The sequence below is a fragment of the Microbacterium sp. MAH-37 genome (assembly GCF_009758255.1).
Taxonomy (GTDB): domain Bacteria; phylum Actinomycetota; class Actinomycetes; order Actinomycetales; family Microbacteriaceae; genus Microbacterium.
In genome coordinates this window covers 438,374-463,513 of record NZ_WSEN01000006.1, presented here as the reverse complement: position 1 = coordinate 463,513, position 25,140 = coordinate 438,374, and the positions used below count along the sequence as shown (strand labels likewise).

The window sequence follows — 25,140 nt, the reverse complement described above, 5'->3', positions numbered from 1 at the left end:
CCGTGTCCGATTTCCGCGAGCCGTCGTCGTCTGGGCGTGTCAGAGTAGGGGCATGACCCTGACGATGACCTTCGACGAGCGGTACCGCGCGATCAGCGCGCGGGACACCCGCTTCGACGGACAGTTCGTGACGGCGGTCAGCTCGACCGGCATCTACTGCCGGCCGAGCTGCCCTGCACGGACGCCGAAACCCGCGAACGTCACGTTCTACCCGACCAGCGCCGCCGCGCATGAGGCGGGGTACCGGGCGTGCAAGCGGTGCCTGCCCGAGGCGGCTCCCGGCTCGCCGGACTGGAACCTGCGCGGCGACGCCGCGGCCAGAGCGATGCGCCTGATCGGCGACGGCGTCGTCGATCGCGAGGGCGTCCCCGGCCTGGCGCGCCGGCTCGGTTACTCGCCGCGGCATCTGAACCGGATGCTGGTCGCGGAACTGGGCGCTGGTCCCCTCGCGCTCTCCCGCGCGCACCGTGCGCACACCGCGCGGATGCTGCTGGTCGGCACCGACCTGCCGGTGGCGGATGCCGCGTTCTCGGCCGGCTTCGCCAGTCTGCGCCAGTTCAACGACACCGTGCGCGAGGTGTTCGGCATGACGCCGACCGAGCTGCGCGCCCGGCGCCGGGCCGGCACCGCGCCGGCCGAGGAGATGGTCCCCGGCACGATCGATCTGGTGCTGCCGTACCGAGCGCCGATCGACCTGGATGGCCTGTTCGACTGGATGGCGGCCCGCGCCCTCCCTGGCGTGGAGGAGGCCGGGCCGCGGACGTTCGAGCGTCATCTCCGGCTGGACGGCGGGCCGGCGTGGTTCCGGCTGCGGCACGACGGCACGCGGCTGCATCTGCGCGCGCGGCTCGCCCGGCTCGGCGACCTCGCCCCGCTCGTGGCGCGCTCGCGCCGGCTGTTCGACCTGGACGCCGACCCCGACGCGGTGGATGCCGCACTCGCCGGGCATCCGGAGCTCGCTCCGCTCGTTGCCCGCGTCCCCGGCATCCGCGTCCCCGGCGCGGTCGACCCGCACGAGATGCTGATCCGCGCGATGGTGGGCCAGCAGATCACCGTCGTCGCGGCCCGCACTGCGCTCACCGCACTCGCCGATGCGCTCGGCGAGCGCACCGCCGAAGGCGGCGTCCTGTTCCCGACGATGACCGCGATCGCCGAGCACGGCGCCGAGGTGCTGCGCGGTCCCGCGGCCCGCATCCGGGCGATCACCGGCGCGGCCGCCGCGCTCGCGAGCGGCGAACTCGTGCTCAGCGTCGGTGACGACGCCGAGGATCAGCGCGCCGCGCTGCTGGCGATGCCCGGCATCGGCCCGTGGACCGCCGACTACGTGCGGATGCGGGTGATCGGCGACCCCGACGTGTTCCTGCCCGGCGACGTCGCCGCCCGCGCCGGGGGAGCGGCGGCGGGACTCCCCGCCGACCCCGCCCCGCTCGCGCTGTGGGCTGAGCGCACGGCGCCGTGGCGCAGCTATCTCACCGCGCACCTCTGGCGCAACGCGCCGGTGAAGCGCAGAACCGCGAAGAAGACCGAGGAGACGAACTCATGACCGCGACCATCCAGACCGTCCAGACCCCTGACGGGCCGTTCACGATCCTCGCCGACGACGAACAGCGCGTGCTGGCATCCGGCTGGACCGATTCCCGCGACGAGATCATCGCGCGGCTCGCGCCGGCGCACCGACCCGCCGAGATCCCCGAGGGCGAGACGGATGCCGCCTCCGCGGTTCGGGCCTACTACGACGGCGACCTCGCGGCGATCGACTCCGTGCCGGTGCGCCAGTTCGGCACCGACCGGCAGCAGAGCGGCTGGGACGCGCTGCGCCGGATCACGCCGGGGGAGCCGCTGACCTATACCGAGTTCGCGATCGCGCTCGGCAATCCGCAGGCGGCGCGGGCGGCAGCATCCGTCTGCGCCCGCAACGCGCCCGCACTGTTCGTGCCGTGCCACCGGGTGCTGCGCGGCGACGGCAGCATGGGCGGCTTCGCCTGGGGCGTCGACGTGAAGCGCTCGCTCCTCGCGAGAGAGGCGGCCTGATCCGGCGCCCTCGGCGACCGCAGCGCCCTCCGCTGACAGCAGCGAAGGGCGCTGCGTCGTGCGGATGCGTCGCCGCGGGAACCGGTTCGGGAATACGCTTGCATCAGCGAGTTCACAGGAATACGCTGGAGGGCTGTCGCGCCGATCGGCCGGCATCGCCGAGTTTCGAGGAGGACACCATGTTCACGATCACCGCTTCGCCGGCCGTCACGGATGTCCCCGGCTCGGTCTACGCTCCCCTTCTGGGCTGAGTACCACCGCAGTCACCGCCTCCACCGACCGGCGGGTGCCCCTCGAGGCATCCGCTTCCTCATCGTCGCCGTAGTTCCGCCCTCTCTTGAGAATCATCGATACGTCACATGTCTGCGTCCCCCATTCCCGAATCTCCTTCGTCATCCCTTTCCACCCCAGCTGCGCTGTGGCGGCTGAAGCCGTTCGTCCAGCCGATCATCGGGCGCCTCGCCGGCGGCGCCGCCAGTGCGCTCGCGGCCGCGGTGCTCGCGCTCATGGTGCCGATCGTGCTCGAGCAGATCATCCGCGGTCCGATCGCGACCGGTAACGTCGCCGCGATCGTCGGAGGTGCGGCGATTGTGCTGCTGCTCGGCCTCGGCGAGGCCGCCATGGTCTGGCTGCGTCGCTGGTTCGTTCTCACCCCGGCCACCGAGGTCGAATACCGCATGCGCGCCGACATCTACGCGCGCCTGCAGACCCTCCCGGTCGCCTTCCACGACCGCTGGGGCTCCGGTCAGCTGCTCAGTCGCATGATGCAGGACATCGGCCTGATCCGCCGCTGGATCGCCTTCGGCCTCATCCTGCTCGTCGTGAACCTGCTGACCATCGTCATCGGCGCCGTGCTGCTGTTCCAGTGGCACTGGCTGCTCGGCACGATCTTCCTCGTCACCGGCATTCCGATGTGGATCCAGGGCTTCCTGTTCGAGAAGCGCTACGGCGTGCTCGCGCGGCAGAGCCAGGACCAGGCCGGCGACCTCGCCACCAGCGTCGAGGAGAGCGTGCACGGCATCCGCGTGCTGAAGGCCTTCGGCCGTGGCAAGCACGCCCTTCGACGCTTCAGCTCGCAGGCCGAGACTCTGCGCGAGACCGAGCTCAGCAAGGCCCGCGCGGTCGGCACCATCTGGTTCTGGCTGGACCTCATGCCGCAGATCGCGTTCGGCCTCAGCCTGCTCACCGGCATCTGGCTGATCTGGCAGGGCCAGATCGACGCGGCGCAGCTGTTCGCCTTCTTCGCGATGGCGACCGTGCTGCGCTGGCCGATCGAGTCGATCGGGTTCCTGTTCTCGTTCATGCTGGATGCTCGCACCGCGACCGACCGCGTGTTCGACATCTTCCAGGAGACGAACACGATCACCGACCCCGAGAATCCGAAGCACATCGCCGCGCCGCGCGGTGAGCTCGCGTTCGAGGGCGCGCACTTCCGCTACCAGGACGCCGGTGCATCCGAGCGCGATCTGCTGGACGGCATCGACCTGGTGCTGCGGCCCGGCGAGACCATGGCGCTCGTCGGTCTGACCGGCAGCGGCAAGACCACGCTCACCACGCTCCCTGCCCGCCTCTACGACGTCACCGGCGGCCGGGTCACGCTCGACGGCGTCGACGTGCGCGACCTGCCCCTGTCGGAGCTGCGCCGGCACATCGCGATGGCGTTCGAGGACGCCACGCTGTTCTCGGCATCCGTGCGCGAGAACGTGCTGCTCGGCCGCGCCGACCTCGACCCGCACAGCGAAGAGGGCGAGCGCGTCATGCGCGAGGCTCTCGACGTGGCGCAGGCCGGGTTCGTAGACTCGCTGCCGGAGGGCACCGAGACGATCATCGGCGAGGAGGGCCTCAGCCTCTCCGGCGGACAGCGACAGCGCCTGGCGCTGGCCCGCGCGGTGGCCGCGGCGCCGAAGGTGCTCGTTCTGGACGACCCGCTGTCCGCGCTCGACGTCGACACCGAGGCACTCGTCGAGGAGGCGCTGCGGCACGTCCTCGCCGAGACCACGGCGCTGATCGTCGCGCACCGGCCCTCGACCGTCGCGCTCGCCGACCGCGTCGCGCTGCTCGAAGCCGGCAAGGTCACCGCGGTCGGCACGCACGCCGACCTGCTGAAGACCAGCGCGCACTACCGTCACGTGATCTCGAGCCTCGAGGCCGAAGAGGCGGCGCGCACGGGAACGATCCCGATCATCACCGAGGAGATGATCGCCGACGCTGGTGCTGAGCGAGCGACAGCGAGTCGAAGTGAAGCATCGGCATCCGAGGAAGAGGAGGTGCAGGCATGACCATCACGGGAACCCAGGGCGAGGACCGCTCGAACTACACCCGCGAGGAGAGCCGGGCCATCCGGCAGCGCTCGCTGCGACTGCTCGGCTCGCTGATCTCGCCACTGCGCGCGCGCATCGCGCTCGCCGCCGTCGTGCTGGTGATCTCCACCGCGCTGCAGGTCGCCGGCCCGATCCTGATCGGCGTCGCGATCGACAAGGCCCTTCCGGTGCTGCTCGAGGAGAACGACTGGATGCCGGCGCTGGTGGTCAGCGGTGTGTACCTGCTGGCCGGTGCCACGGCCGCAGCCCTGATCGGCTGGTACGTCGTCGTGGCCGCGCGCATCACCCAGGCCGTGCTGCTCGACCTGCGCAAGCGCATCTTCCTGCACACCCAGCGGCTCAGCCTCGAGTTCCATGAGTCGTACACGTCTGGCCGCATCATCTCGCGCCAGACCAGCGACCTCGACTCGATCCGCGAGCTGCTCGACGGCGGTCTGAACAACCTCGTCTCGGGTGTGCTGTTCGGCATCTTCACGTTCATCGCCCTCCTGATCGCGGACTGGCAGTCCGGCGTCATCCTGCTGGTCGCCGGCGTGCCGCTGGCGTTCCTGATGCGCTGGTTCTATCAGCGCTCGCAGCTCGTGTACCGCGAGTCCCGCGTCATCAGCGCGAAGGTGATCGTGCAGTTCGTGGAGACGATGACCGGCATCCGCGCCGTGAAGTCGTTCCGCAAGGAGCCGCGTAACGACGAGACCTTCCAGAAGCTCGCCGGTGACTACCGCGACGTCAACCGCCGCTCGATGGTGCTGTTCGGCACCTTCGAGCCCGGTCTGATGGCGGTCGCCGCGCTCACCACGACGTTCGTGGTGCTGTGGGGCGGCATTCGGGTCTCCACCGGCGCGCTCGGCGTCGGCGTGCTGCTGAGTGCGGTGCTGTACGTGCGCAACTTCTTCGCGCCGATGCAGGAGATCGCGATGTTCCTGAACTCCTACCAGTCCGCCACGGCGGCGCTGGAGAAGGTGTCCGGCGTGCTCGAAGAGGTGCCCACGGTGCCCGACCCCGAGAAGCCGGTCGACCTCTGGGAGTCGCGCGGTGGCATCCGCTTCGACGAGGTCACCTTCGGGTACAACGGCGAGAAGACGATCCTGCCGAACTTCTCACTGGACATCCCCGCCGGACAGACGATCGCACTGGTCGGCACGACCGGTGCGGGCAAGTCCACGCTGGCGAAGCTGGTGTCGCGGTTCTACGACCCGACCAAGGGCCAGGTCACGCTGGACGGCGTGGACCTGCGGAGGCTGCACCCGAAGGACCTTCGCCGCGCGATCGTCATGGTCACGCAGGAGGCGTACCTGTTCAGTGGCACTGTCGCAGACAACATCGCACTCGGCAAGCCGGATGCGACGCTCGAGGAGATCCGGGCCGCCGCGCGGGCCGTGGGCGCGGACGGCTTCATCGAGTCGCTGCCCGACGGCTACGCCACCGATGTCAACAAGCGCGGTGGTCGTGTCTCGGCCGGTCAGCGCCAGTTGATCTCGTTCGCCCGCGCCTTCCTCGCCGATCCGGCGGTGCTGATCCTCGACGAGGCGACCGCCTCGCTGGACATCCCGTCGGAGCGCCTCATCCAGGACGCACTGCAGACGCTGCTCGCCGACCGCACCGCGATCATCATCGCGCACCGCCTGTCGACGGTCGCGATCGCCGACCGGGTGCTGGTGATGGAACACGGCCGCATCATCGAGGACGACACCCCCGCCGCGCTGATCGGCGGGACCGGCAAGTTCGCCCAGCTGCACGCGGCCTGGCAGGAGACCCTGGTCTGATGCACGAAGCGGCGGGGCCGAGGCGCCCCGCCGCTTCGCGGCATCCGGCAGGTGCGAACGCCGGTGTGCGGCTTAGCATGAAGGAGTGGACATGCTCCTCGAACTCTGGTGGATCGCGCCGGTCGTCGCCGGCGGGGCGGGTGCTGCCGTGATCGGGGCACGCAGCGGTGGCCGCCGTCGGAAGCGGCTCGGCTTCGACGCCGCGCGGATGCAGCTCGCCGAGGCGCGCACCAGCGCCGTCGCGACCACTGCCGCCCTCAAAGCGACCAGGGCCGAGCTCGCGCACGCGACCGCGGAACGCGGCGCAGGACGGGCCTCCGACGCCGACGTCACCCGCGCGCGACGAGCGCTTCGCGAGGCGGAGCAGCAGGCGAAGGCCGCATCCGCCCTGGTGCGTGCCCGGCGCGCTCGGGTCGCGGCGTCCCGCGCCGAACTCGCCACCCCCGGTGATCCGCTCGAGCGGCTGTGGGCCGCGCACGACGCGCTGAACGTGCGATGGATGGAGTACGAGACCGACCCCGCGCGGGCGATCGCGTTCCCGCAGATGAGCGACGTGAAGGCCCCGGCGACCTCGGCCTTCTTCGCCGCGCAGCTGCGTGCGCGGGATACCCGGCCGGCGGCGGAGGCGAAGCGCGTGACGCCCGCGGAGTTCGCGGCCTATCGCGACGCCGTGACAGAACTGGAGCGGGCTCTCGTCGAGGCCGAGCGTGCCGCGGGCGCGGTGCGCGAGCCGCGCCCCGCGTGGCAGGACACCGCGCATCAGGTCATCGAGCTCGGTGCGGAGGCGATCCGCTCCGTCACCGATCGCACCGTGCGCCGCCGAGAGGACCCGCGCTGACGCTGCTGCTTCCGGGCAACGCGGACTCGCGCGCCGACCGATGGGGGGCGACGAGGCCTCGATGGGGGAGGGGATTCGAGGCCCCGCCGCCGTTCTAGTCGGCGATCCGGATCTCGGCGATGACCTCGGAGTACTCGGTCTCGCCGACGGGCTGGAAGCCCACACGGCGGAAGAACGCCTCCGGGCCCCCTTCTCCGGCTTCATAGATCACGTCCACGTGATCCACGCCACGGTTTCGCGCTTCGGCGAGAAGTGCTTCGACGGCGAACCGTCCGACACCGCGACCCTGGTCGTCGGCGTCGACGTTGATCCGCCACAGAATGCTGCGGAAGTGCTCTTCAAGAGCTTCCGGATCGAAGCTCGCGCTCACGAAACCGACGACCTGATCGCCATCGAGGACCACCCGCTGCCAGGAGGTCTGCGGGTTGATGACGGTTGCTGCGATGCCGTACGAGACAGGCGCGAGGAACTGCTCCTGCCCGGGCTTGAGGGACAGGTTGTTGACCGCGACGATCGTCGCGGCGGAGAGTTCGACCAGGCTCAGTTCCGACATGACCCCAGGCTAGTCCCTTTCGCCTTCCCACCGGCAGACCCAGATATCTCGATATCAAGATATCTCTGCGCACACGGTAAGCTGAGTCGACCCATACCCGTGACGAACGAAGAGGCATGCGGTGACTGACTCCACCATCATCTACACCTACACGGACGAGGCGCCGGCACTGGCAACCGCCTCGTTCCTGCCGATCATCTCCGCCTTCACCGGCAAGGCCGGTATCGAGGTCGAGACGCGCGACATCTCGCTGGCCGGCCGCATCCTGGCCGCGTTCCCGCAGAAGCTCACGCCCGAGCAGCAGGTCGGCGACGCGCTCGCCGAGCTCGGCGGGCTGGCCACGCTGCCCGAGGCGAACATCATCAAGCTGCCGAACATCTCGGCATCCATCCCGCAGCTGAAGGCCGCGATCGCGGAGCTGCAGCAGCAGGGCTACGACGTGCCGGACTACCCGGACGAGCCGTCCTCGCTCGAGGAGAAGGACGTGCGCGCGCGTTACGACCGCATCAAGGGCTCCGCGGTGAACCCGGTGCTGCGCGAGGGCAACAGCGACCGTCGCGCTCCTCTCGCGGTGAAGAACTACGCCAAGAAGCACCCGCACCGCAACAAGCCGTTCGCCGAAGGCTCGAAGACCCGCGTCGCGACCATGGGTCACGACGACTTCAAGAACAACGAGCGCTCCTGGGTCGCGGCGCACGACGACGTCCTCAGCTTCCGTCACACGGCCGCTGACGGCACCGTCACCGTGCTCAAGGAGGGGCTGAAGGTCCTGCCGCGCGAGATCATCGATGCCACCTTCCTGTCGGCGAAGGCGCTGGACGCCTTCCTCGCCGAGACGCTCGAGACCGCCAAGACCGACGACGTGCTCTACTCGGTGCACCTGAAGGCCACGATGATGAAGGTCAGCGACCCGATCATCTTCGGCCACGTGGTGAAGGCGTTCTTCAAGGACGTGTTCGCGCAGTACGGCGAGCAGCTCACCGCTGCCGGCCTCAGCGCGAACGACGGGCTCGGCTCGATCCTGAACGGGCTGTCCGGTGTCGCCGGCGGCGACGAGATCGCTGCCGCGTTCGACAGGGCGATCGCCGAGGGCCCCCGCCTCTCGTACGTGAACTCCGACAAGGGCATCACCAACCTGCACGTGCCCAGCGACGTCATCGTGGATGCCTCGATGCCGGCGCTGGTCCGGAACGGCGGCAGGCTCTGGGGCAAGGACGGCGGTGAGGCGGACACCCTGGCCGTCATCCCGGACTCGTCCTACGCCGGCGTCTACCAGGCCGTGATCGACGACGTGATCGCGAACGGACCGCTCGACCCGGCCACGATCGGCACCGTGCCGAACGTCGGCCTGATGGCGCAGGCGGCCGAGGAGTACGGCAGCCACGACAAGACGTTCGAGATCGCCGCGGACGGCATCGTGCAGGTGCTCGACAGCGAGGGCACCGTGCTCATCGAGCACGAGGTCGGCAAGGGCGACATCTGGCGCGCCACGCAGACCAAGCACATCCCGATCATGGACTGGGTCAAGCTGGCCGTCACCCGCGCCCGTGCCACCGGCGTCCCGGCCGTGTTCTGGCTGGACGCGAACCGCTCGCACGACGCGCAGATCATCGCCAAGGTGCACCAGGGGCTCGCGACGCTCGACACGCACGGCCTGACGCTGACGATCCTCGCTCCTGAGGAGGCGACCCGGTACACGCTGGCCCGCATGCGTCACGGCCTGGACACCATCTCGGTGACCGGCAACGTGCTGCGCGACTACCTGACCGACCTGTTCCCGATCCTCGAGGTCGGCACCAGCGCCAAGATGCTCTCGATCGTCCCGCTGCTCGCCGGCGGCGGACTGTTCGAGACCGGCGCGGGCGGTTCGGCCCCGAAGCATGTGCAGCAGCTGGTGCAGGAGAACTACCTGCGCTGGGACTCGCTGGGCGAGTTCTTCGCCCTCGCCGCCTCGCTCGAGCACTTCGCCGACGCGGAGGGCAACGAGAAGGCGCGCATCCTGGCTGAGACGCTGGATGCCGCCACCGGCACCTTCCTCGAGGAGGACCGTTCGCCCGGCCGTGCGCTCGGCACGATCGACAACCGCGGCAGCCACTTCTACCTGGCCCTGTACTGGGCGCAGGAGCTGGCGAAGCAGACGAAGGACGCCGAGCTGGCGGCCGCGTTCGCCCCGGTTGCCGAGAAGCTGGCCGCAGACGAGGCGACGATCGTCGCCGAGCTGAACGCCGCGCAGGGCTCGGCCGCCGACATCGGCGGCTACTACCGTCCGGACGCCGCGAAGGTGGACGCCGTGATGCGTCCCTCCGCGACGCTGAACGCGGTGATCGACGCGATCTGAGCGCCACTCAGCAGAAACGCTGCGGCCCGGCATCCGAGAGGATGCCGGGCCGCAGCGTTTGAGAGGGCTGACTACTTCTGCACCGTGACTTCGAAGCCGTCCGGTGCCCAGTCGTACACCCACTTGGCAGCCGACTCAGTCATGTTCACGCAGCCGTGGCTCATGACGTTCCCGAAGTTGTTGTGCCAGTACGTGCCATGGAATGCCTGGTTGCCGTTGAAGTAGGTGACCCACTTGACGTCCTTGGTGACGTAGGTCTCGCCGACCATGTCCTGCATCGCCACGTGCGCGCGGATCCGGAAGTGCCCCTGGCGGGTGTCGAAGCCGGGCTTCCCTGTGGAGACCGCCCAGTCGCGGACGAGCTTGCCGTTCTCGTAGAAGTAGGCGTGCTGCTGCGACAGGTCGACGACTGCGTGGCGGTACAGCGGAGTGGTCTCGAAGGGCGTCTCGTTGACCGTCAGTGCGTACGCGCCGTTGCCCTGGCCGAGCTGGGCGGCGAAGGCCGCAGCGATGCCGGCGGTGCTTCCGAGCGCGCGTCCGGTCTGCCCGTCGGTCAGCGAGCGGAGCACTTTGCCGTTCGAGTCGACGACGGTGGTCGCGTTGACAGGGGCTCGGTCGACAGCGCCGGGCAGCGTCGCGACGGTCTCCTGGATGGCGCCGGCGTCGGCGTCGATCACGAGGTCGCCGTCGACGGGGGTCACGGACAGCCAGCTGGCGGCGACAGCGGGGGCGACCGGGACGGTGCGCTCCTCGCCCACGTAGAAGCCGATGGTCGGCAGCATCTCGTTGAGCTTCGCCGCGGCGGCGCTCGCCTCGTCGTCGGTGATGTCAGCCGGAACCGGGGTGCCCGTGGCGTCGAACTCTGCGGAGGACTTCCCATCGGCGACGGCCGCGACGAAGGCCTTGGTCAGGGCATCGAGGTCGAGGCCGGTTCCGTCGGTGGCCGGGGTGACGGTGTAGGTGCCGGACGCGGCGTCGAAGGTGACGGCGGCGTCGACGCCGTCCTTATAGCTCGCCGGCACGGCGGCGCGGAGCGAGCGGTCGGCGGCGTCCGGGTCGAGCGTGATGTCGGCTTCGATCGGATCGCCGGCCCAGGCGCCCAGGTTCCACATCGGGTGCGCGGCGAAGGCCGCTTCGGCGAGGGCCTTGGCATCGGTGTCCACGCCGAGGGACGCGCCGTTGACCGTGGCATCCGACCCGGCCCCGGTGAGGACGATCTCGGTGTCGGCGAGGTGCGAGCTGATCGCATCCGCGGCCATGCCGGCGGTCATCCCGCCCACCGGGATGCCGGCGACGGTGGTGCCGGGTGCGATGAGGATCGTCGAGGCTCCGGCTGCGGCGAGCAGGAGAGCTCCGGCGCCGATGCCGATCCACAGGCCGAGGTGGTGCTTCTTCGGCGCCGGCTGCGAGGGTGCCCATTCGAGGTGCGAGGCGCCATCTGATGGCGGCAGCGCATCCGTCAGCGGAACCGTCGGCGCAGCGTCGCCTGCGACGATGTTCTGCGCGCCAGTGTTCGGTGCAGAAACAAGATCGGTCACGAACTCACCCCCCGTGTCTTCGGACAACCCTCCAGCATCAATGATAAAGGACGGACGATAACGAGGGGGCAACGGTCGAGGGCGGATGCCGCATGATGCGACATCCGCCCTCGACGTTTCCTGCAGGTCAGGCCGTGCAGAGCTCGGTGAGCGCCTTCACCGAGTCGTTCAGGTCGCCCGTCAGCGTGCTGATGTCGGACGCGGCAGAGGTGTCGCCGTCGACGACGACCTTCTTGAACACGTCGCGCAGCTGCGCGTAGGAGTCGTGGAAGTCGGAGACGGCAGCCTTGACCTCGGGGTTGGTGACCGTGTCGGATGCTTCGCCGAGGCTGTCGACGAGGGTGGTGAGGGCATCGATGGTGCCCTGCGGGTCGCTGGCGGCCTTCGACATGTCGATGTCCTGCAGCCCGCTGGTGGCGGCGGAGACCTTGTCGGTGGCGACCTTGCAGGCGTCGGCGACGGACTGCTCGGACGTCTTAGGCGCCTCCTTGGAGGCCGAGCTCGACTTGTCCGAGCTGGAGTCGGACGCAGGAGCGCCAGAGCAGGCGGTGAGGCCCAGGACCGCGACGGCGGCGATGGCGAGTGCGGCGATACGACGGTTCATCAGGTACGTTTCCCTCCCGCGCGGGGTGTCTCCCCGCGCAAACGAACGGCGCCAAGTCAACCACAGGTGACCCGGGCGCTGGAAAACGGCGGCGGCTAGTAGCTTTGTCAGATGCCCTTACTCTTCCCTCTGCCGGCTGTCGGAACGGCGGACACATGCTTCTGAGCAGCGTGCTCGCCGCGTCCGGACAGGTCAGGGTCTTCCGCGCAGCCACAGTGGTCGACGGCACCGGAGCGCCGCGGTATCTCGCGGATGTCGCAGTCGAAGGGGCGCGGATCGTCGGCATCCGGCGTCCGGGCGATGCCGACCCGATCGAGGCGCCGGAGAGAGCGGTCGAGACGGATGCCGCCGGCCTGGTGCTCGCCCCCGGGTTCATCGACCTCAGTCTGCAGCCTGCCGACGGCGTCGCACCTGACGAGAGGATCCGTCGGGGCGTCACGACTGCGACGGTAGGTGCGCACGGTGCCGGTGCGCCGTCGGCCGGGAACACCGTGATGCTCGTGCGGCTCGGCGACCTGCGCAGGCGCGCGCTGGGTGCGGTGGAGCGGCCCGCGACCGCCGCCGAGATCACGGAACTGCAGCGGATGCTGGGGGAGGAGCTGGACGGCGGAGCCGCGGGACTCGCGTCCGGGACGCAGGCCGACGCCGCCGAGCTCGAGGCTCTGCGTCGCGTCGTCGCAGAGCGCGGCGGTCTCTGGGCGCCGGACGTGGATGAGAGCGAACCCGTGGAACTCCGGAGTTCACTCACCCTGGAGGAGGCCGTGCATCGGCGGTCCCGCATCCCTGCCGAGCGCCTCGGCCTGCACCTCGGCGACACGCCGCGTGGTGTGATCCGCGAGGGCGCCGCCGCCGATCTGGTGCTGCTCGACCCCGAGACGTTCGACGACCGGGGCGCCGCGCCGACCGGCATCCGCGAGGTGCTCGTGTCCGGCGTGCCCGTGCTGACGGCCGGCGAGACCACCGGGGCCACGCCGGGGCGGGCGCTGCGCATGCCGCCCCCGCCGCATCGGGCGACGGTGCCGCGGACCGCTCACGAGATCGACTCCGATGCGGCGCCGTTCGTGCTGCACGCCGGCACCGCGGTCCATCCGCAGGATGGGCTGCAGGGTATCGCCGGGTTGCTCCGCGACGCGCTCGGCCTGGGCGAGGCGGATGCCGCGCTGCCCGCCATCGCACTGCGGGTCGACTCCGCGGTCGGGGGACCCGAGGCGTTCCGCATCCGCGTGGGCGCCTCCGGCATCGACGTCGCCGGGGGCTCGGCGGAGGGCGTGTTCCGCGGGACGACCGTGCTGCGACAGCTGTGCGATCCGGAGCGCGCAGTCGGCAGCCGCCTCCCCGCAGGAACGTGGTGGGGGGAGCCTGCATTCGGCTGGCGCGGGCTCATGCTCGACGTGGCCCGGCATTTCCGTCCCGTCGACGAGGTGCGGCGGATGATCGACCTGCTCGCCGCTCATCACCTGAACGTGCTGCATCTGCATCTCTCCGACGACCAGGGCTGGCGCTTCGAGGTGCCGGGCTATCCTCGGCTCACCGAGGTCGGAGCGGTACGGCAGGCCACCCAGCTCGGACACGGCCCGCTGGCCACCGTGGAGCCCGGCGTGCACGAGGGGTTCTACCGGGCCGAGGAGATCCGGGGCCTGGTCGCCTACGCGGCCGAGCGGTTCGTGACGGTCGTTCCCGAGGTGGAGCTGCCTGGCCATGTGCAGGCCGCACTCGCCGCCTATCCCGAACTCGGCAACACCGACGTCTCGGGGTCGCCGGAGGGCGCTTGGGAGCGGTTCGGCGTGAACCGGCGCGTTCTGGCGCCGACCGAGGCATCCCTCGCCTTCGGCCGTGCCGCGATCGATGCGCTGTGCGAACAGTTCGACGCGGAGTGGATCGGCATCGGTGGAGACGAGGTGCCGACCGACGAATGGGCGGCCAGTCCCGCGGCGCACGAGCGGATGCGGGAGCTCGGCCTCTCGTCGCCGGAGGAGGTGCAGCCGTGGTTCACCCGGGCGTTCGTCGCCCACGTCCGCTCGCACGGGCGCACGGCGCTGGCCTGGGACGAGGTGCTGGCGGGCGACGTGCCCGAGGGCGTGCGTGTGCTCGCCTGGCGCGGCCCGGTCGCGATGGCGGAGGCGCTGCGTCGCGACATCCCCGTGGTGGCCTGCCCCGATCTGGAGGTCTACCTGGACTACCCGCAGTCGGACTCGGAGGACGAGCCGATCCGGGTCGGTCCTCCGCTGCCGATCGAGCGCGCGTACACCCTGCGCGTGCCGGACGGCGCCGAGGGCGGCCAGGCGAACGTGTGGAGCGAGCACCTGCCGACCCGCGACCGGGTGGACTTCGCGGTGTTCCCGCGACTCTGCGCGATCGCGGAGCGACTGTGGGAGGGGGGAGAAGCGCCGTCGGTCGACGGGTTCGCGCAGCGGCTGCCCGTGCAGCTGCGCCGGCTCGCCGCAGCCGGCGTGCAGTACCGCCCGCTGGACGGTCCGACGCCCGCGCAGCGCCGTCCCGGAGTCCCTGGTAAGCCGTTGACCCTCGCCCAGCGGGAGGCGATCGTGGCGGACCTCGTCGCGGGTCTGTCGACCCCGCGCGCCGGCGGTCCTGCCGCTGGTGGCGGCGGATCAGAGTAAAGTAACGTTTCGGTAACCGTGATCGTCCACGTAGGCGACCAGGGTTGCGAAAATTTTGTTCGTAAGGTCTACTAACAAACATGTCCGAACCGGATGAGCTGCGCACGCCGACGTCGATGGATCACCTCGGCGCACCGGCGCACGCCTTCGGACCCGTGCGGCGACTCCGGTCCCGTGCCAAGGTTCTCCCCGAGCACGCCCGCGGGCACAACCGCGCCCTCGTCCTGCAGACGCTCTACCACTCCGGGGCGATGAGTCGTGCGGACCTGTCCCGCGAGACCGGCCTGACCCGGGTGACGATCTCCGATCTGGTCGCCGAGTTCATCGCCGACGGCATCGTCGTCGAGATCGGCGTGCGCGAGACCGTCGGCCCGGGCAAGCCGCCGATCCTCGTCGACATCGATCGCGGTGGACACCAGATCATCGGCATCGACCTCTCCGGCCCGACGCACTTCGACGGTGCCGTGATGAGCCTGGACGGCGACGTCGTCGAGCGACGCACGGTGACCAGGCCCGAGGGCAAGGACGGCGACGCGGCCTACGCGGCCACGCTGGCGCTCGCCCGCGAACTGGTGGCGGCATCCAGCCGGCCGCTGCTCGGCGTGGGAATCGGCGCACAGGGCATCGTGCGGTCCGACGGCGTCGTGCTCAGCTCGCCCAACCTCGGCTGGCACGGGTTCCCGCTCGAGGCCCGCCTCGGCCTCGACCTCGATCTTCCCGTCATCGTCCGCAACGACGCCAACGCCGCCGTCCTCGCCGAGTACACCTTCGGCGAGGAGCGCAGCGACTTCATGCTCATCAAGATCGGACGCGGCGTCGGCGCCGGCCTGATCACCGGCAGCCAGCCGCTGCTCGGCAGCCGCTTCGCCGCGGGGGAGATCGGCCACGTCGTGGTCGGCACCGACGGCGGACCGCGCTGCGTCTGCGGCAAGGAGGGCTGCCTCGAGGCCTGGGTCAACGTCACCCGCCTGACGGCAGCGATCGAGGAGGAGCCGTCCGCCCGCGACGACATCCTCCGCGATGCCGGTGCGCGGATGGCCATCGGCATCGCACCGATCGTCGCCGCACTCGACCTGTCCGACATCGTCCTGTCCGGACCGCCTGAACTGCTCGGCGACGTCCTCATCGACGCGGCGATCGACACCCTGCGCGCGCGCACCCTGGAGGGGATCTTCGACGATGTCGCCATCCGTCTCACCCACCAAGACGACATCGTGCTGCGCGGTGCCGCGGTGATGGTCCTGTCCGGTCAGCTGGGAGTCTCGTAGATGGTGGCAGGCATCGCCCGGCTGGAAGGCCGGGCCATACGAGTGGGCCTTGATGTCGGCGGAACCAAGACGGATGCCGTTGCCGTGGACGACTCGGGGGAGATGCTCGGGCGCATCCGCCGGCCCACCGGATGGGGACCGGACGCGGTCGTGCAGGGCATCCTCGATACCACCTTCGCCCTCGCCGACGAGGCGGGCTTCAGCACCGCCGACATCCGCTCGGTCGGCGTCGGCATCCCCGGCATGGTGGACAGCGCCACGGGCCGCGTGCTGCACGCCGTGAACCTCGGGGTCGAGTCGCTCGACATCGCCGAGCGCGCCCGCCCGGTGCTCGACGCGCCGTTCGCCGTCGAGAACGACGTCAAGGCCGCCGCGCTCGGCGCAGCCTCGCTGCGCGGCGGCGACGCCTCCATGGCGTACCTCAACCTCGGCACCGGCGTCGCCGCCGGGGTCATCACCGACGGCCGCATCTGGCGCGGCGTGCACGGCAGCGCCGGTGAAGTGGGACACATCTCGGTCGATCCGCACGGTCGCGTGTGCGGCTGCGGCCAGCGCGGCTGCGTCGAGACGCTGTGCGGCGGCGGGGCACTGGCGCGGGCGTGGGGACGCCCGGGCGAGCTGCCCGTGCTGGACATCTTCGATGCAGCAGAGGCGGGTGACCCCGTGGCCGTGGGGCTCCGTGCCGACCTCGCCAGGGGCGCGGCGGCCGCCGTGCGCATCCTGGTGCTCTCGGTCGACGTCGAGACCGTCGTCATCGGTGGCGGGCTGACCGCGCTCGGCGCGCGGCTGGAGAGCGACATCATGCAGGCGCTGCGCGCGGATGCCGAGAGCTCGGCGTTCATGCGCTCGTTGCACCTCGATGAGAGAATCGAACTGCTGCCGACCGGATCGCCGGTCGCGGCCCTCGGTGCCGCCCTGCTGGTCGCGGCACCGGCCGAGTTCCCCATCCCCCTGAAGGAGACCGCCGCTCATGGCTGAAGTCGTCATCGTCGAGAACGCCGCCGCCGCCGGCGCCCTGGTCGCCGAGGAGATCATCGAGCTGCTGGACCGCAAGTCCGACGCCGTGCTGGGGCTGGCGACCGGCTCCACGCCGCTGGGCGTCTACCAGGCGCTCGCGCAGCGCGTGGAGGGGCGCGACCTGTCGCAGGTGCGCGGCTTCGCCCTCGATGAGTACGTCGGCCTCGACCCCGCGCACCCCGAGAGCTACCGGTCGGTGATCACGCGCGAGGTCGTCGAGCCGCTCGGGCTCGACCCGGCCCGCGTGCGCGTGCCGAACGGTTCGGACGAGACGATCCAGCACGCCGGCGCCGACTACGAGGCCGCGATCGAGGCCGCGGGCGGAGTGGACCTGCAGATCCTCGGCATCGGCACGGACGGGCACATCGGCTTCAACGAGCCTGGCTCGTCGTTCGCCTCGCGCACCCGCGTGAAGACGCTGACCGAGCAGACCCGCGAGGACAACGCGCGGTTCTTCGACTCGATCGACCAGGTGCCGCGGCACTGCATCACGCAGGGACTGGGCACCATCCTGCGCGCCAGACACCTCGTGCTGCTGGCCTTCGGCGAGGGCAAGGCGCAGGCGATCGCCGACGCCGTCGAGGGCCCGGTGTCGGCCATCCTCCCGGCATCCGCCATCCAGCTGCACGAGCACGCGACGGTCGTCGTCGACGAGGCCGCGGCGTCGAAGCTCAAGCTCGCGGACTACTACCGCTACACCTACGCGAACAAGCCCGCCTGGCAGGGCATCTGACCCACGACCCTGCTGGGACCCACCTCGGAGGGGAGGAGGGCGGGGGATCAGCCCCAGGCGATCGGGAGCAGGTGCTCCTCGCTGAGCGGCGCCAGCGGCAGGCCGCCCTGCTCAGCCTCGGTGATCCAGCGCAGTTCGGCGAGCTCGGCCTGCACGACGACCTCGCCCGGCTCGGCGGTCATGGCGAACGCGGTCGCGACCACGCGGTGACCGGGTTCGTTGGCGGCATCAGACACGAAGGTGCCCAGCGGACGCAGCTGATCCTGGAACACCACGAGACCCAGCTCCTCCCTCAGCTCGCGCACCAGCGTCTCGGCCGCCGTCTCGCCGGCCTCGGGCTTGCCGCCGGGTTGCATGAAGCGCTCGGTGCCCGTCTTGCGCACCAGCAGGGCGCGTCCTTCGCTGTCGGTGATGACGGCCGCGCTCACGTGGATGTCAGTCATGGGGAGCGAACACCTTTCCTGGGTTGAGAATGCCCTGCGGGTCGAAGACGCGCACGATCTGCCGCTGCAGCTCCCACTGGTCGTCGCCGAGCTCCTCGGCCAGCCAGCGGCTCTTCAGCGTGCCGATGCCGTGCTCGCCGGTCAGCGTGCCGCCCAGGCGCAGAGCGGCGCGGAACAGCTCGCCGGCGGCGTCCCAGATGCGTGGCGGCACCACGTCGCCGTCGATGACGAAGTTCGGATGGAGGTTGCCGTCGCCGGCGTGCGCCACCGTCGGGATGCGGATGCCGTAGGCCTGCTCGATCCTGGCGATCTCGTCGAACATCGCCGGCATCGCGCTGCGCGGCACCGAGACGTCCTCGATGAGCGTGGTGCCGAGGCTCGCCATCGCGGCGTGCATCGAGCGGCGGATCGCGAGCAGCCGCTCGCCCTCCTCGGCATCCGCGCTCCAGGCGACCTCGCCGCCGGCGGCGAGGAGCACGTCGGCGATCCGCTGCGCCTCGGCGAGGGCCGCGGGGCCGTCGGTGCGGATGGTCAGCTGCGCGGCACCGGGCACCGGCGCGGGAAGCCCGAGCAGGGCGTGCACGGCCTCGAGGCTCGAGGCATCCATGAGCTCCATGATCGCGGGCTGCACGCCGGCGGCGGTCACTGCGGCGGATGCCGCGGCGGCGGCGCGCACTCCGGGGAAGATCGCGGCGAGCGTGCAGACCTCGCCCTCGATGCGGCGGCGCAGCCGCAGCGTCGCGCCCACGACCACGCCGAGCACGCCCTCGGAGCCGATCACCAGTGAGGTGAGGTCGAGGCCGGTGACGCCCTTCACCGAACGGTGGCCGAGATGCAGCAGCCGGCCGTCGGCGAGCACGAGGTCGACGGCCAGCACCGCGTCTCGGACCACTCCGTACTTCGCGCACAGCAGGCCGCCGGCACCCGTTGCGATGTTGCCGCCGACGGTCGAGATCTCGCGACTGGCGGGATCCGGTGCCCACCAGAGGCCGTACCGGTCCAGTTCGGCGTTCAGGTCGGCGTTCAGGATGCCCGGTTCGACGACGGCCAGCAGATCGTCGGGGCGCACCTCGAGGATGCGGGTCATCCCGCCCAGGGAGAGCACGATCTCGCCGGCGCCGGCGTTCGCCGCACCCGCCAGACCTGTGCCGGCCCCGCGGACGACGACGGGGGTGCCGGTCGCCGTGGCGATGCGCATCGTCTGCTGCACGTGCTCGACGGTCTCTGCGTGCACGACGGCCAGCGGCCGGCCCTGCGCGGCATGACCGGAGCGGTCGGAGCGGACGGCCTCGAGTGTGGCCGGATCGGTGTCGACCAGTCCGCCCAGCGCCGCGCGGAGCCGCTCCAGCGCGGTCATGACAGCGCGCGGCGCCCGGAGATCAGTCCCGCGCCGACGGCGACCACGGCGAAGGCGATGCCCGCCCAGCCCTGGCCCATCGCCCACCAGGCGAGGGTGACGCCGACGTAGATGAGCAGCTCGACGACGGCCCGCAGGAACGGATGCAGCCGCAGCACGGGCTTAGGCGACAGGAACAGCGCCCACACCACCAGCACGATCACAGGCAGCCCGATGCCGAACACGAGGTTCATCGGCAGCGGCCAGGACACGAAGCCCCACAGTCCGAGGGAGAACAGGGCGACGATCAGCACGATCGCGCGGACGATCTCGAGCGGGGTGATGTTCGGGCGGTTCACGCCCGGAACGGCGGCGGAGTCCTGCGGCATGCCTCAAGTCTAGTTCGTGGCTCCCGGGCCGAACGGTCGCCGGCGGGCGGCGCGCAGCGCCGGGGACGCGACGGAGACCGGCGCCTCTTCACGAGGATCGCGCGCGGCGAGGGATCAGTCGACGGGCACCGGGTCGGTGGATGCGACGGCCTGATCGGCGGGTGCGGCTTCGTCCGCCTCCGTGACCGCCGCGGCCTCCGTGACCGAGGCATCCTCCACGATCGCCGTCGGTTCGGGGACGACCGCGGGGTCGGACGCGGGTGCAGGCACGTCTGCGGGAGACGGCGCGGGTGACTGTGCCTCCGGGGCGGTCGAATCCTCCGGAGCGGGCTCGGGAGCCTGCTCACCGGGCGGGAGGTCGGGGACGGTGCCTGTCCAGCCCAACTGGGCGAGGGAGAGGTGCAGCCATGCCCCGGGTGCGTTGTCGACCGTCGCCCGGAGGGCGACGTCGGCGTTCGGCTTCAGGTGCCCGGCGGGAATGACGAGGTCGATCAGGCCGAGGCCCGAGTCGCCGAGCACCGTCCTGGCGCTGAGCCCCGGTGCACCGTCGACCATCGCCTGCACGGTCGCCCCGGGAACGCCGCCGACCGGGATGGAGGCGTGCACCTGCCCGTCGGCGTCGCGCCAGAACGTCGCCGGCCCCTGGGAGAGCGCGGGCGTTCCGGGGTCGGTGCCGGGGTCCGTCCCGGGATCGGTGCCCGGGTCTGTACCCGGATCCGTGCCTGGATCCGTGCCCGGATCGGTCGGATCCGTGGGGTCGACGGGCGGCGTCGTGGGCTTCGCGGTCTCGGCAGGCGCCGGCGCGAGGACGGCGGGGGAGTCCGGGGCGGCGAACACGTCCGCATCGGCGTCGCCGGCCGGGGGCTCCGTCGGAAGAGGAGCATCAGGCTGCTGCTCGTCATCGACCTCGATCACGATCGGCTGCTTGCCGAGCACGGACTGGTCGGGCGAGACCTCGGACGAGATCGACGACGGGTCGTCATCGCCCGCGGAGGGCTGCGAGGTCGCGGGCGAGGCGTTCATCATTCCGGGGACGACCGCGACGGCGGCCACGACACCCGCGACGAGGAGCGCAGCCGAACCGGCGCCGACGAGCGCGCCGATACCCCCGATCGATCCACCGGACGCCCCGGAGCCTCCTGCACCTGCGGCCGATCCGCCGGCTTGACCGGAGCCGGCCAGTCCGGCGCCTGCGCCTGCGACGACCGCGCCTTCGACGACGCCGGAAGGCATGGCGGCGAGTGCGACGATCGGGGTGCCGCCGCCCTGCAGCGCGGCGAGGTACCCGCCGGCGCCTGCCACGCCCAGCACGAGGGGCAGCAGCACGAGGGCGAGCCGGCTGGAGACGTCCTTCGCCTCGGCGGCGACGATCATGCAGCGCGCACAATCGTCGAGATGCGCCTCGAGCCGACTGCGGTCGCGCACGCCGAGGTTGCCGCGCGAGTAGGCGCCGAGATGCTCGATCGTCCACTGGCAGTCGGAGCCCGGCTCGGCGCTGCGCAGGTGCGCCTGGATCCACGCCTCGCGCAGTCCCTCACGGGCGCGGAACGCGAGCTGGGAGACCGCTCCGGCCTTCATGCCGAGCAGCGGCGCGACCTCGGCCGGCTTCATCTGCTCGATCTCGGAGTACCAGAGCACCTCCTGCCAGCGGGAGGGAAGACTGCGGAACGCCTGCGCGGTGAGACCGCGGTCGAGCGCCTCCTCGGCCGCCTGATCGGTGCTGGACGGATCGGCGACGGCGTCGAGCTCGTCGATCGCGGTCTCGCGACGCGAACGGCCCCAGGCCGCGGCGGTGTTGCGGATGCTGGTGAACAGATAGGCGCGGAACGAGCCGTTCGGTCCGCCGCCCTTCAGGATCGCCTGGTAGATGCGGGCGTAGGACTCCTGCACGAGGTCGTCGGCGTCGATCGTGGAGGTGATCGAGCGGGCGACCGCCATCCCGGACGGATAGTGCCGACGCCAGAGTTCGCCGAACGCTTCGGCATCACCCGAGCGGGTGCGGAGGACGAGGTCGGCGTCTGCCGTCAGTTCGTCGGTGGTGTCGTCGTGCACAGATCTTTCCAAGGCTGTCGGTGCTTCCCGGACCGCGGGAGCGGGTTCACAGGAAGAGACGCGTGAACTCCGGATCTGTCACGCGCCTCACCCATTCTGACCCCAACTCCACGATTCGGAAAGCCCCTGTGGACAAGTCGGGACAACTCCCGGCGACTGCGGATCAACCTCTCGGGAAAGTTTCTGCGGAACCCGCGTAATGAATCGCGTGGACCGTCGTCTCATCCGTAGAGCATGTCGCACGTGCCACCGGGGGGCGGTGCGGACGACAGCCGGTGAAGGGTAACTCGCCGGTCCGGTGGGCTCGGGGTCCTCGGGGGAGGAGCTCCCGAGCCCCGCCGGCTCTCAGGTTTTGGGGACCTGACCCGAACAGGGGCAGAGGCCGTCGCTACTGGGGGCGACGGCCTCTTCTGTTTTCTGAGGCATGTCAGCGCGCGGAGCGCGCGCCGGTCCAGACGCTCACGACCCGGAGGTCCGCGTCCAGGAGCACCGCGTCGCCGAGCATCCCCGGGCGAAGAGCGCCGAGCTCCTCGCCGAAGCCGATCGCCGCGGCGGGAGTCTCGGTGAGGGCGCGCACGGCGTCCGACAGGGTCGCACCGGCCGCGACGGCGTTGCGCAGCGCGGCATCCTGCGTCAGCGTCGAGCCGGCGATCGAGCCGGAGTCGACCCGAGCGACGCCGTCGAGGACGGTGACGTGCAGTCCGCCCAGCGAGTACTCGCCGTCGACGGAGCCCGCCGCCGCCATCGAATCGGTGATCAGGGCCACGCGGCCCGGCGCCTCGTCGAAGAGCAGCTTGGTGACGTGCGGATGCAGGTGGATGTTGTCGACGATCGCCTCCAGCGTCACCCGGTGGTCCGCGGCCGCGGTGAGCACAGGACCGGGATCGCGGTGGTGGATCGGCCGCATCGCGTTGAAGGCATGGGTGAGGATCGACGCGCCGGCGTCGAACGCCGCGCGGACAGTGTCGTCATCGGCATCCGTATGCCCGACGGCGGCGACGGCACCGCTCGCGACGACGACGCGCACCGCTTCGAGTCCGCCGGGGATCTCCGGCGCGATCGTCATCTGCCGCACTGTGCCGCGGCCGGCGTCGAGCAGCCGCTGCACGTCGCCGGCGGTGGGCTCCCTGAGCAGCTCGGGGTCGTGTGCGCCCTTGTGGCCCGGGTCCAGGAACGGGCCCTCCAGATGGCTGCCGAGGATGTCGGCATCCGTCTCGCGCAGGTCGGCGATCTCGGCGACCCGCGCCGCAAGGGCGTCGAGCGAGCCGGTCACCAGCGAGACGACCGCCCTGGTGGTGCCGTGCGAACGGTGCATGTCACGCGCGGTGCGGATGGCGGCGACGCCGTCGTCGAACGTCGCACCAGCGCCGCCGTGACCGTGGATGTCGATGAAGCCCGGTGTGAGGATCGCGCCGGGGCCGGCCGCCTCGGATGCGTCGACGACGGTGCCGGCCTCGGGCCGCTCCGCGCCGACTCCGAGCTGTGAGACCCGGCCGTCCTCGAAGAGCACCCAGGCGTCGTCGACGATGAATCCGTCGTTCACGAGTCGTGCGGAGTGGATCAGGAGCGAACCCTCCGCCGAGCTGTGCGTCATGCCCATGCGATCTCCTCAGAACGGGTGAACTCGATACCCGAAGCCTCCCACGCGGGGGCGAGGCCCGCGACCCGCGCCCGGAACGAGTCCCAGGTGCGCTCGGCGCCGTCCTTCGGCGACCAGGCCGTCTCGGCGTGCGCGGCGATGCGAGGGAACACCAGGGTGTCGGCGGCCGCGATGGTCGTCACCGTCTCGGTCCACAGCGGGGCCTCGACGCCGAGGATCGCGTCGTCGGCCAGGCCGGGCACGACGGCGGTCGGCTCCCACTCGTAGGCGGCGCGCACCGGCACGATCCCGGCCCAGACGAGGCCGAGCGGGAAGTCCGGCGTGGGCTTCATGTCGAGGTAGGCGCGGTCGGACGGCGACATGATCAGCGCGCCACCGCGCTCGACGAAGTGCTCCGCCTCCTCTGCGTGCGACCCCTTCGGCTCGACGCTGCCCCAGTACTGGCCGATCGTGCCCTCGGCGATCCCGGTGACGGCGCCCGCCTCGTGCCAGGCGACCGGGGTCTTGCCGGTGTCGGCGGCGATGCGGCTGACCCGCTCGAAGAACAGGGCGAAGTCCGCGGCGGGGGTGCCCAGACACTCGTCGCCACCGATGTGCAGGTACGGGCCGGGGGTGATCTCGGCGACCTCGCGCAGCACGTCGGTGATGAAGTCGTAGGTGCGCTCCTCGTGGATGCGCACCGAGGAATGCCCCACCGCGGCCCCGCGGTAGTACTCCCCGTGGACGGGCAGCGGGCTGCCGAGAGCCGCCTGCTCGGCGATGGACTGCTCGCTGAGCCAGGGCTCCTCGACGAGGTCGGGGTAGGCGATGCCGACCGCATGCGTGTGGCCGGGCAGATCGATCTCCGGCACGACGGTGACGTGCCGCTCCGACGCGTACGCGAGGATCTCGCGGTACTGGTCCTTCGTGAAGAATCCGCCCGCGCCGCCGGTGGTGTCGCTGCCGGAGGCGCGCTCGGTCAGCAGCGGCCAGGAGTCGATCTCGAGGCGCCACCCCTGGTCGTCGGTCAGATGCAGGTGCAGGTGGTTGAACTTCAGGTCCACGGCACGATCGATGTAGGCCTTGACAGCGTCGACCCCGAAGAAGTGCCGGGCGACGTCGAGCATCACCCCGCGGTAGGCGAAGCGCGGGGCGTCCTCGATGCGCACCCGGGGCACGGCCCAGCCGGCATCCGAATCGTGCAGCAGCTGCAGCAGGGTGCGGGTGCCGTAGAACAGCCCGGCGGCGTCCGCGCCGGTGATCCGGATGGCGTCGCCGAGCGCGTCGAGGACGTATGCCTCTGCGGCGCCCGCCGCCGGATCGACGGACAGCACGATCTCGGCATCCGTTCCCTCGCCGACGACCTGCGATCGGACGCCGGTGCGCGCGACCAGTGCGTCGCGCAGCAGGCCGGCGACGCCGGCGTCGCCGGAGATGCGGGCGGATGCCAGGGGGATCACCCCCTCTTCTCTGCGGACGTCAGCAGGATGGGGGACGAGCGGCAGGGAATCAGGAAGGGCCATGAACAAAACCTACCGTGATGGCGCGTCGCAGGGGGAGGGGCGGAGCGTCGACAATCGACGGGATTCCAGCATCCACTGCGCACGGCCATCGGGTAGGCTCTTCCTCGTCGCGACTGGCGTCTGGGTGGGTCACCACCGGGGAGCGACTTCTCATGGGAATCGACCGCGCGCCTGGGCCGATGCGAATCCATCCCCT

19 protein-coding genes and 1 riboswitch are annotated in these 25,140 nt (G+C 70.9%); of the genes, 10 read left to right on the top strand and 9 right to left on the bottom strand.

The annotated features are described in order from the left end of the window. The first annotated feature begins 52 nt into the window (after positions 1-52). From GON06_RS08010 to GON06_RS07990, 5 genes are all read left to right on the top strand, one after another. Positions 53-1,543, top strand: a complete 1,491-nt coding sequence (locus GON06_RS08010; RefSeq protein ID WP_157311730.1) for an AlkA N-terminal domain-containing protein — start codon at positions 53-55, stop codon at positions 1,541-1,543. Continuing rightward, positions 1,540-2,031 (top strand): methylated-DNA--[protein]-cysteine S-methyltransferase, encoded by a 492-nt coding sequence (locus GON06_RS08005; protein WP_157311729.1) that lies wholly within the window; start codon positions 1,540-1,542, stop codon positions 2,029-2,031. The genes GON06_RS08010 and GON06_RS08005 overlap by 4 nt, the downstream gene beginning before the upstream one ends. 359 nt (positions 2,032-2,390) lie before the next feature. Next, on the top strand, positions 2,391-4,310 hold the full coding sequence (locus tag GON06_RS08000; protein WP_157311728.1) for an ABC transporter ATP-binding protein: 1,920 nt from the start codon (positions 2,391-2,393) through the stop codon (positions 4,308-4,310). Next, a complete protein-coding gene (locus tag GON06_RS07995; protein WP_157311727.1) occupies positions 4,307-6,115 on the top strand; it encodes an ABC transporter ATP-binding protein in 1,809 nt (602 codons plus the stop codon). The genes GON06_RS08000 and GON06_RS07995 overlap by 4 nt, the downstream gene beginning before the upstream one ends. A gap of 91 nt (positions 6,116-6,206) precedes the next feature. After that, positions 6,207-6,953, top strand: a complete 747-nt coding sequence (locus GON06_RS07990) for a hypothetical protein (protein ID WP_157311726.1) — start codon at positions 6,207-6,209, stop codon at positions 6,951-6,953. A gap of 94 nt (positions 6,954-7,047) precedes the next feature. Here the strand turns inward: GON06_RS07990 and GON06_RS07985 are convergent, their stop codons facing one another. After that, a complete protein-coding gene (locus tag GON06_RS07985; protein ID WP_157311725.1) occupies positions 7,048-7,506 on the bottom strand; it encodes a GNAT family N-acetyltransferase in 459 nt (152 codons plus the stop codon). 121 nt (positions 7,507-7,627) lie between these two features. Here GON06_RS07985 and GON06_RS07980 point away from each other — a divergent pair, with 121 nt between their 5' ends. After that, positions 7,628-9,844, top strand: a complete 2,217-nt coding sequence (locus tag GON06_RS07980) for an NADP-dependent isocitrate dehydrogenase (protein WP_332837274.1) — start codon at positions 7,628-7,630, stop codon at positions 9,842-9,844. A gap of 71 nt (positions 9,845-9,915) precedes the next feature. Here GON06_RS07980 and GON06_RS07975 read toward each other — a convergent pair whose 3' ends face one another. Together GON06_RS07975 and GON06_RS07970 are read right to left on the bottom strand one after the other, a co-directional pair. Beyond that, entirely contained in the window at positions 9,916-11,382 is a 1,467-nt protein-coding gene (locus tag GON06_RS07975; protein WP_332837273.1) for a L,D-transpeptidase family protein, read from the bottom strand. A 127-nt stretch (positions 11,383-11,509) separates the two neighbouring features. After that, the gene (locus GON06_RS07970; protein ID WP_157311723.1) at positions 11,510-11,986 is read right to left on the bottom strand and encodes a hypothetical protein; all 477 of its coding nucleotides are present in this window, start codon (positions 11,984-11,986) and stop codon (positions 11,510-11,512) included. A gap of 155 nt (positions 11,987-12,141) precedes the next feature. Here GON06_RS07970 and GON06_RS07965 point away from each other — a divergent pair, with 155 nt between their 5' ends. The 4 genes from GON06_RS07965 (at position 12,142) to nagB (ending at position 17,622) form a co-directional block, all read left to right on the top strand. Further along, positions 12,142-14,604: a family 20 glycosylhydrolase gene (locus GON06_RS07965; protein ID WP_157311722.1), complete on the top strand. Its 2,463-nt coding sequence runs from the start codon at positions 12,142-12,144 to the stop codon at positions 14,602-14,604. A gap of 80 nt (positions 14,605-14,684) precedes the next feature. Continuing rightward, entirely contained in the window at positions 14,685-15,872 is a 1,188-nt protein-coding gene (locus GON06_RS07960; RefSeq protein WP_157311721.1) for an ROK family transcriptional regulator, read from the top strand. Beyond that, complete coding sequence (locus tag GON06_RS07955; RefSeq protein ID WP_157311720.1) at positions 15,873-16,850, top strand: ROK family protein; 978 nt, start codon at positions 15,873-15,875, stop codon at positions 16,848-16,850. Beyond that, positions 16,843-17,622, top strand: a complete 780-nt coding sequence (gene nagB, locus GON06_RS07950) for a glucosamine-6-phosphate deaminase (RefSeq protein WP_157311719.1) — start codon at positions 16,843-16,845, stop codon at positions 17,620-17,622. Before GON06_RS07955 ends, nagB begins: the two co-directional genes overlap by 8 nt. A gap of 47 nt (positions 17,623-17,669) precedes the next feature. Here the strand turns inward: nagB and GON06_RS07945 are convergent, their stop codons facing one another. From GON06_RS07945 to GON06_RS07920, 6 genes are all read right to left on the bottom strand, one after another. Further along, positions 17,670-18,065 (bottom strand): NUDIX hydrolase, encoded by a 396-nt coding sequence (locus tag GON06_RS07945; protein WP_157311718.1) that lies wholly within the window; start codon positions 18,063-18,065, stop codon positions 17,670-17,672. Continuing rightward, positions 18,058-19,422, bottom strand: coding sequence for an FAD-binding oxidoreductase (locus GON06_RS07940; protein WP_157311717.1), 1,365 nt, complete (start codon positions 19,420-19,422; stop codon positions 18,058-18,060). The genes GON06_RS07945 and GON06_RS07940 overlap by 8 nt, the downstream gene beginning before the upstream one ends. Next, positions 19,419-19,790, bottom strand: coding sequence for a YrdB family protein (locus GON06_RS07935; protein WP_157311716.1), 372 nt, complete (start codon positions 19,788-19,790; stop codon positions 19,419-19,421). Before GON06_RS07935 ends, GON06_RS07940 begins: the two co-directional genes overlap by 4 nt. 114 nt (positions 19,791-19,904) lie before the next feature. Further along, on the bottom strand, positions 19,905-21,842 hold the full coding sequence (locus GON06_RS07930) for a sigma-70 family RNA polymerase sigma factor (RefSeq protein ID WP_157311715.1): 1,938 nt from the start codon (positions 21,840-21,842) through the stop codon (positions 19,905-19,907). Positions 21,843-22,269: 427 nt separating this feature from the next. Further along, positions 22,270-23,442: an N-acetylglucosamine-6-phosphate deacetylase gene (gene nagA / locus GON06_RS07925; RefSeq protein ID WP_232528291.1), complete on the bottom strand. Its 1,173-nt coding sequence runs from the start codon at positions 23,440-23,442 to the stop codon at positions 22,270-22,272. Beyond that, complete coding sequence (locus GON06_RS07920; RefSeq protein ID WP_157311714.1) at positions 23,433-24,944, bottom strand: beta-N-acetylhexosaminidase; 1,512 nt, start codon at positions 24,942-24,944, stop codon at positions 23,433-23,435. Before GON06_RS07920 ends, nagA begins: the two co-directional genes overlap by 10 nt. Positions 24,945-25,043: 99 nt before the next feature. Beyond that, positions 25,044-25,128: riboswitch (ZMP/ZTP riboswitch) on the top strand. The last annotated feature ends 12 nt before the right edge of the window (positions 25,129-25,140 follow it).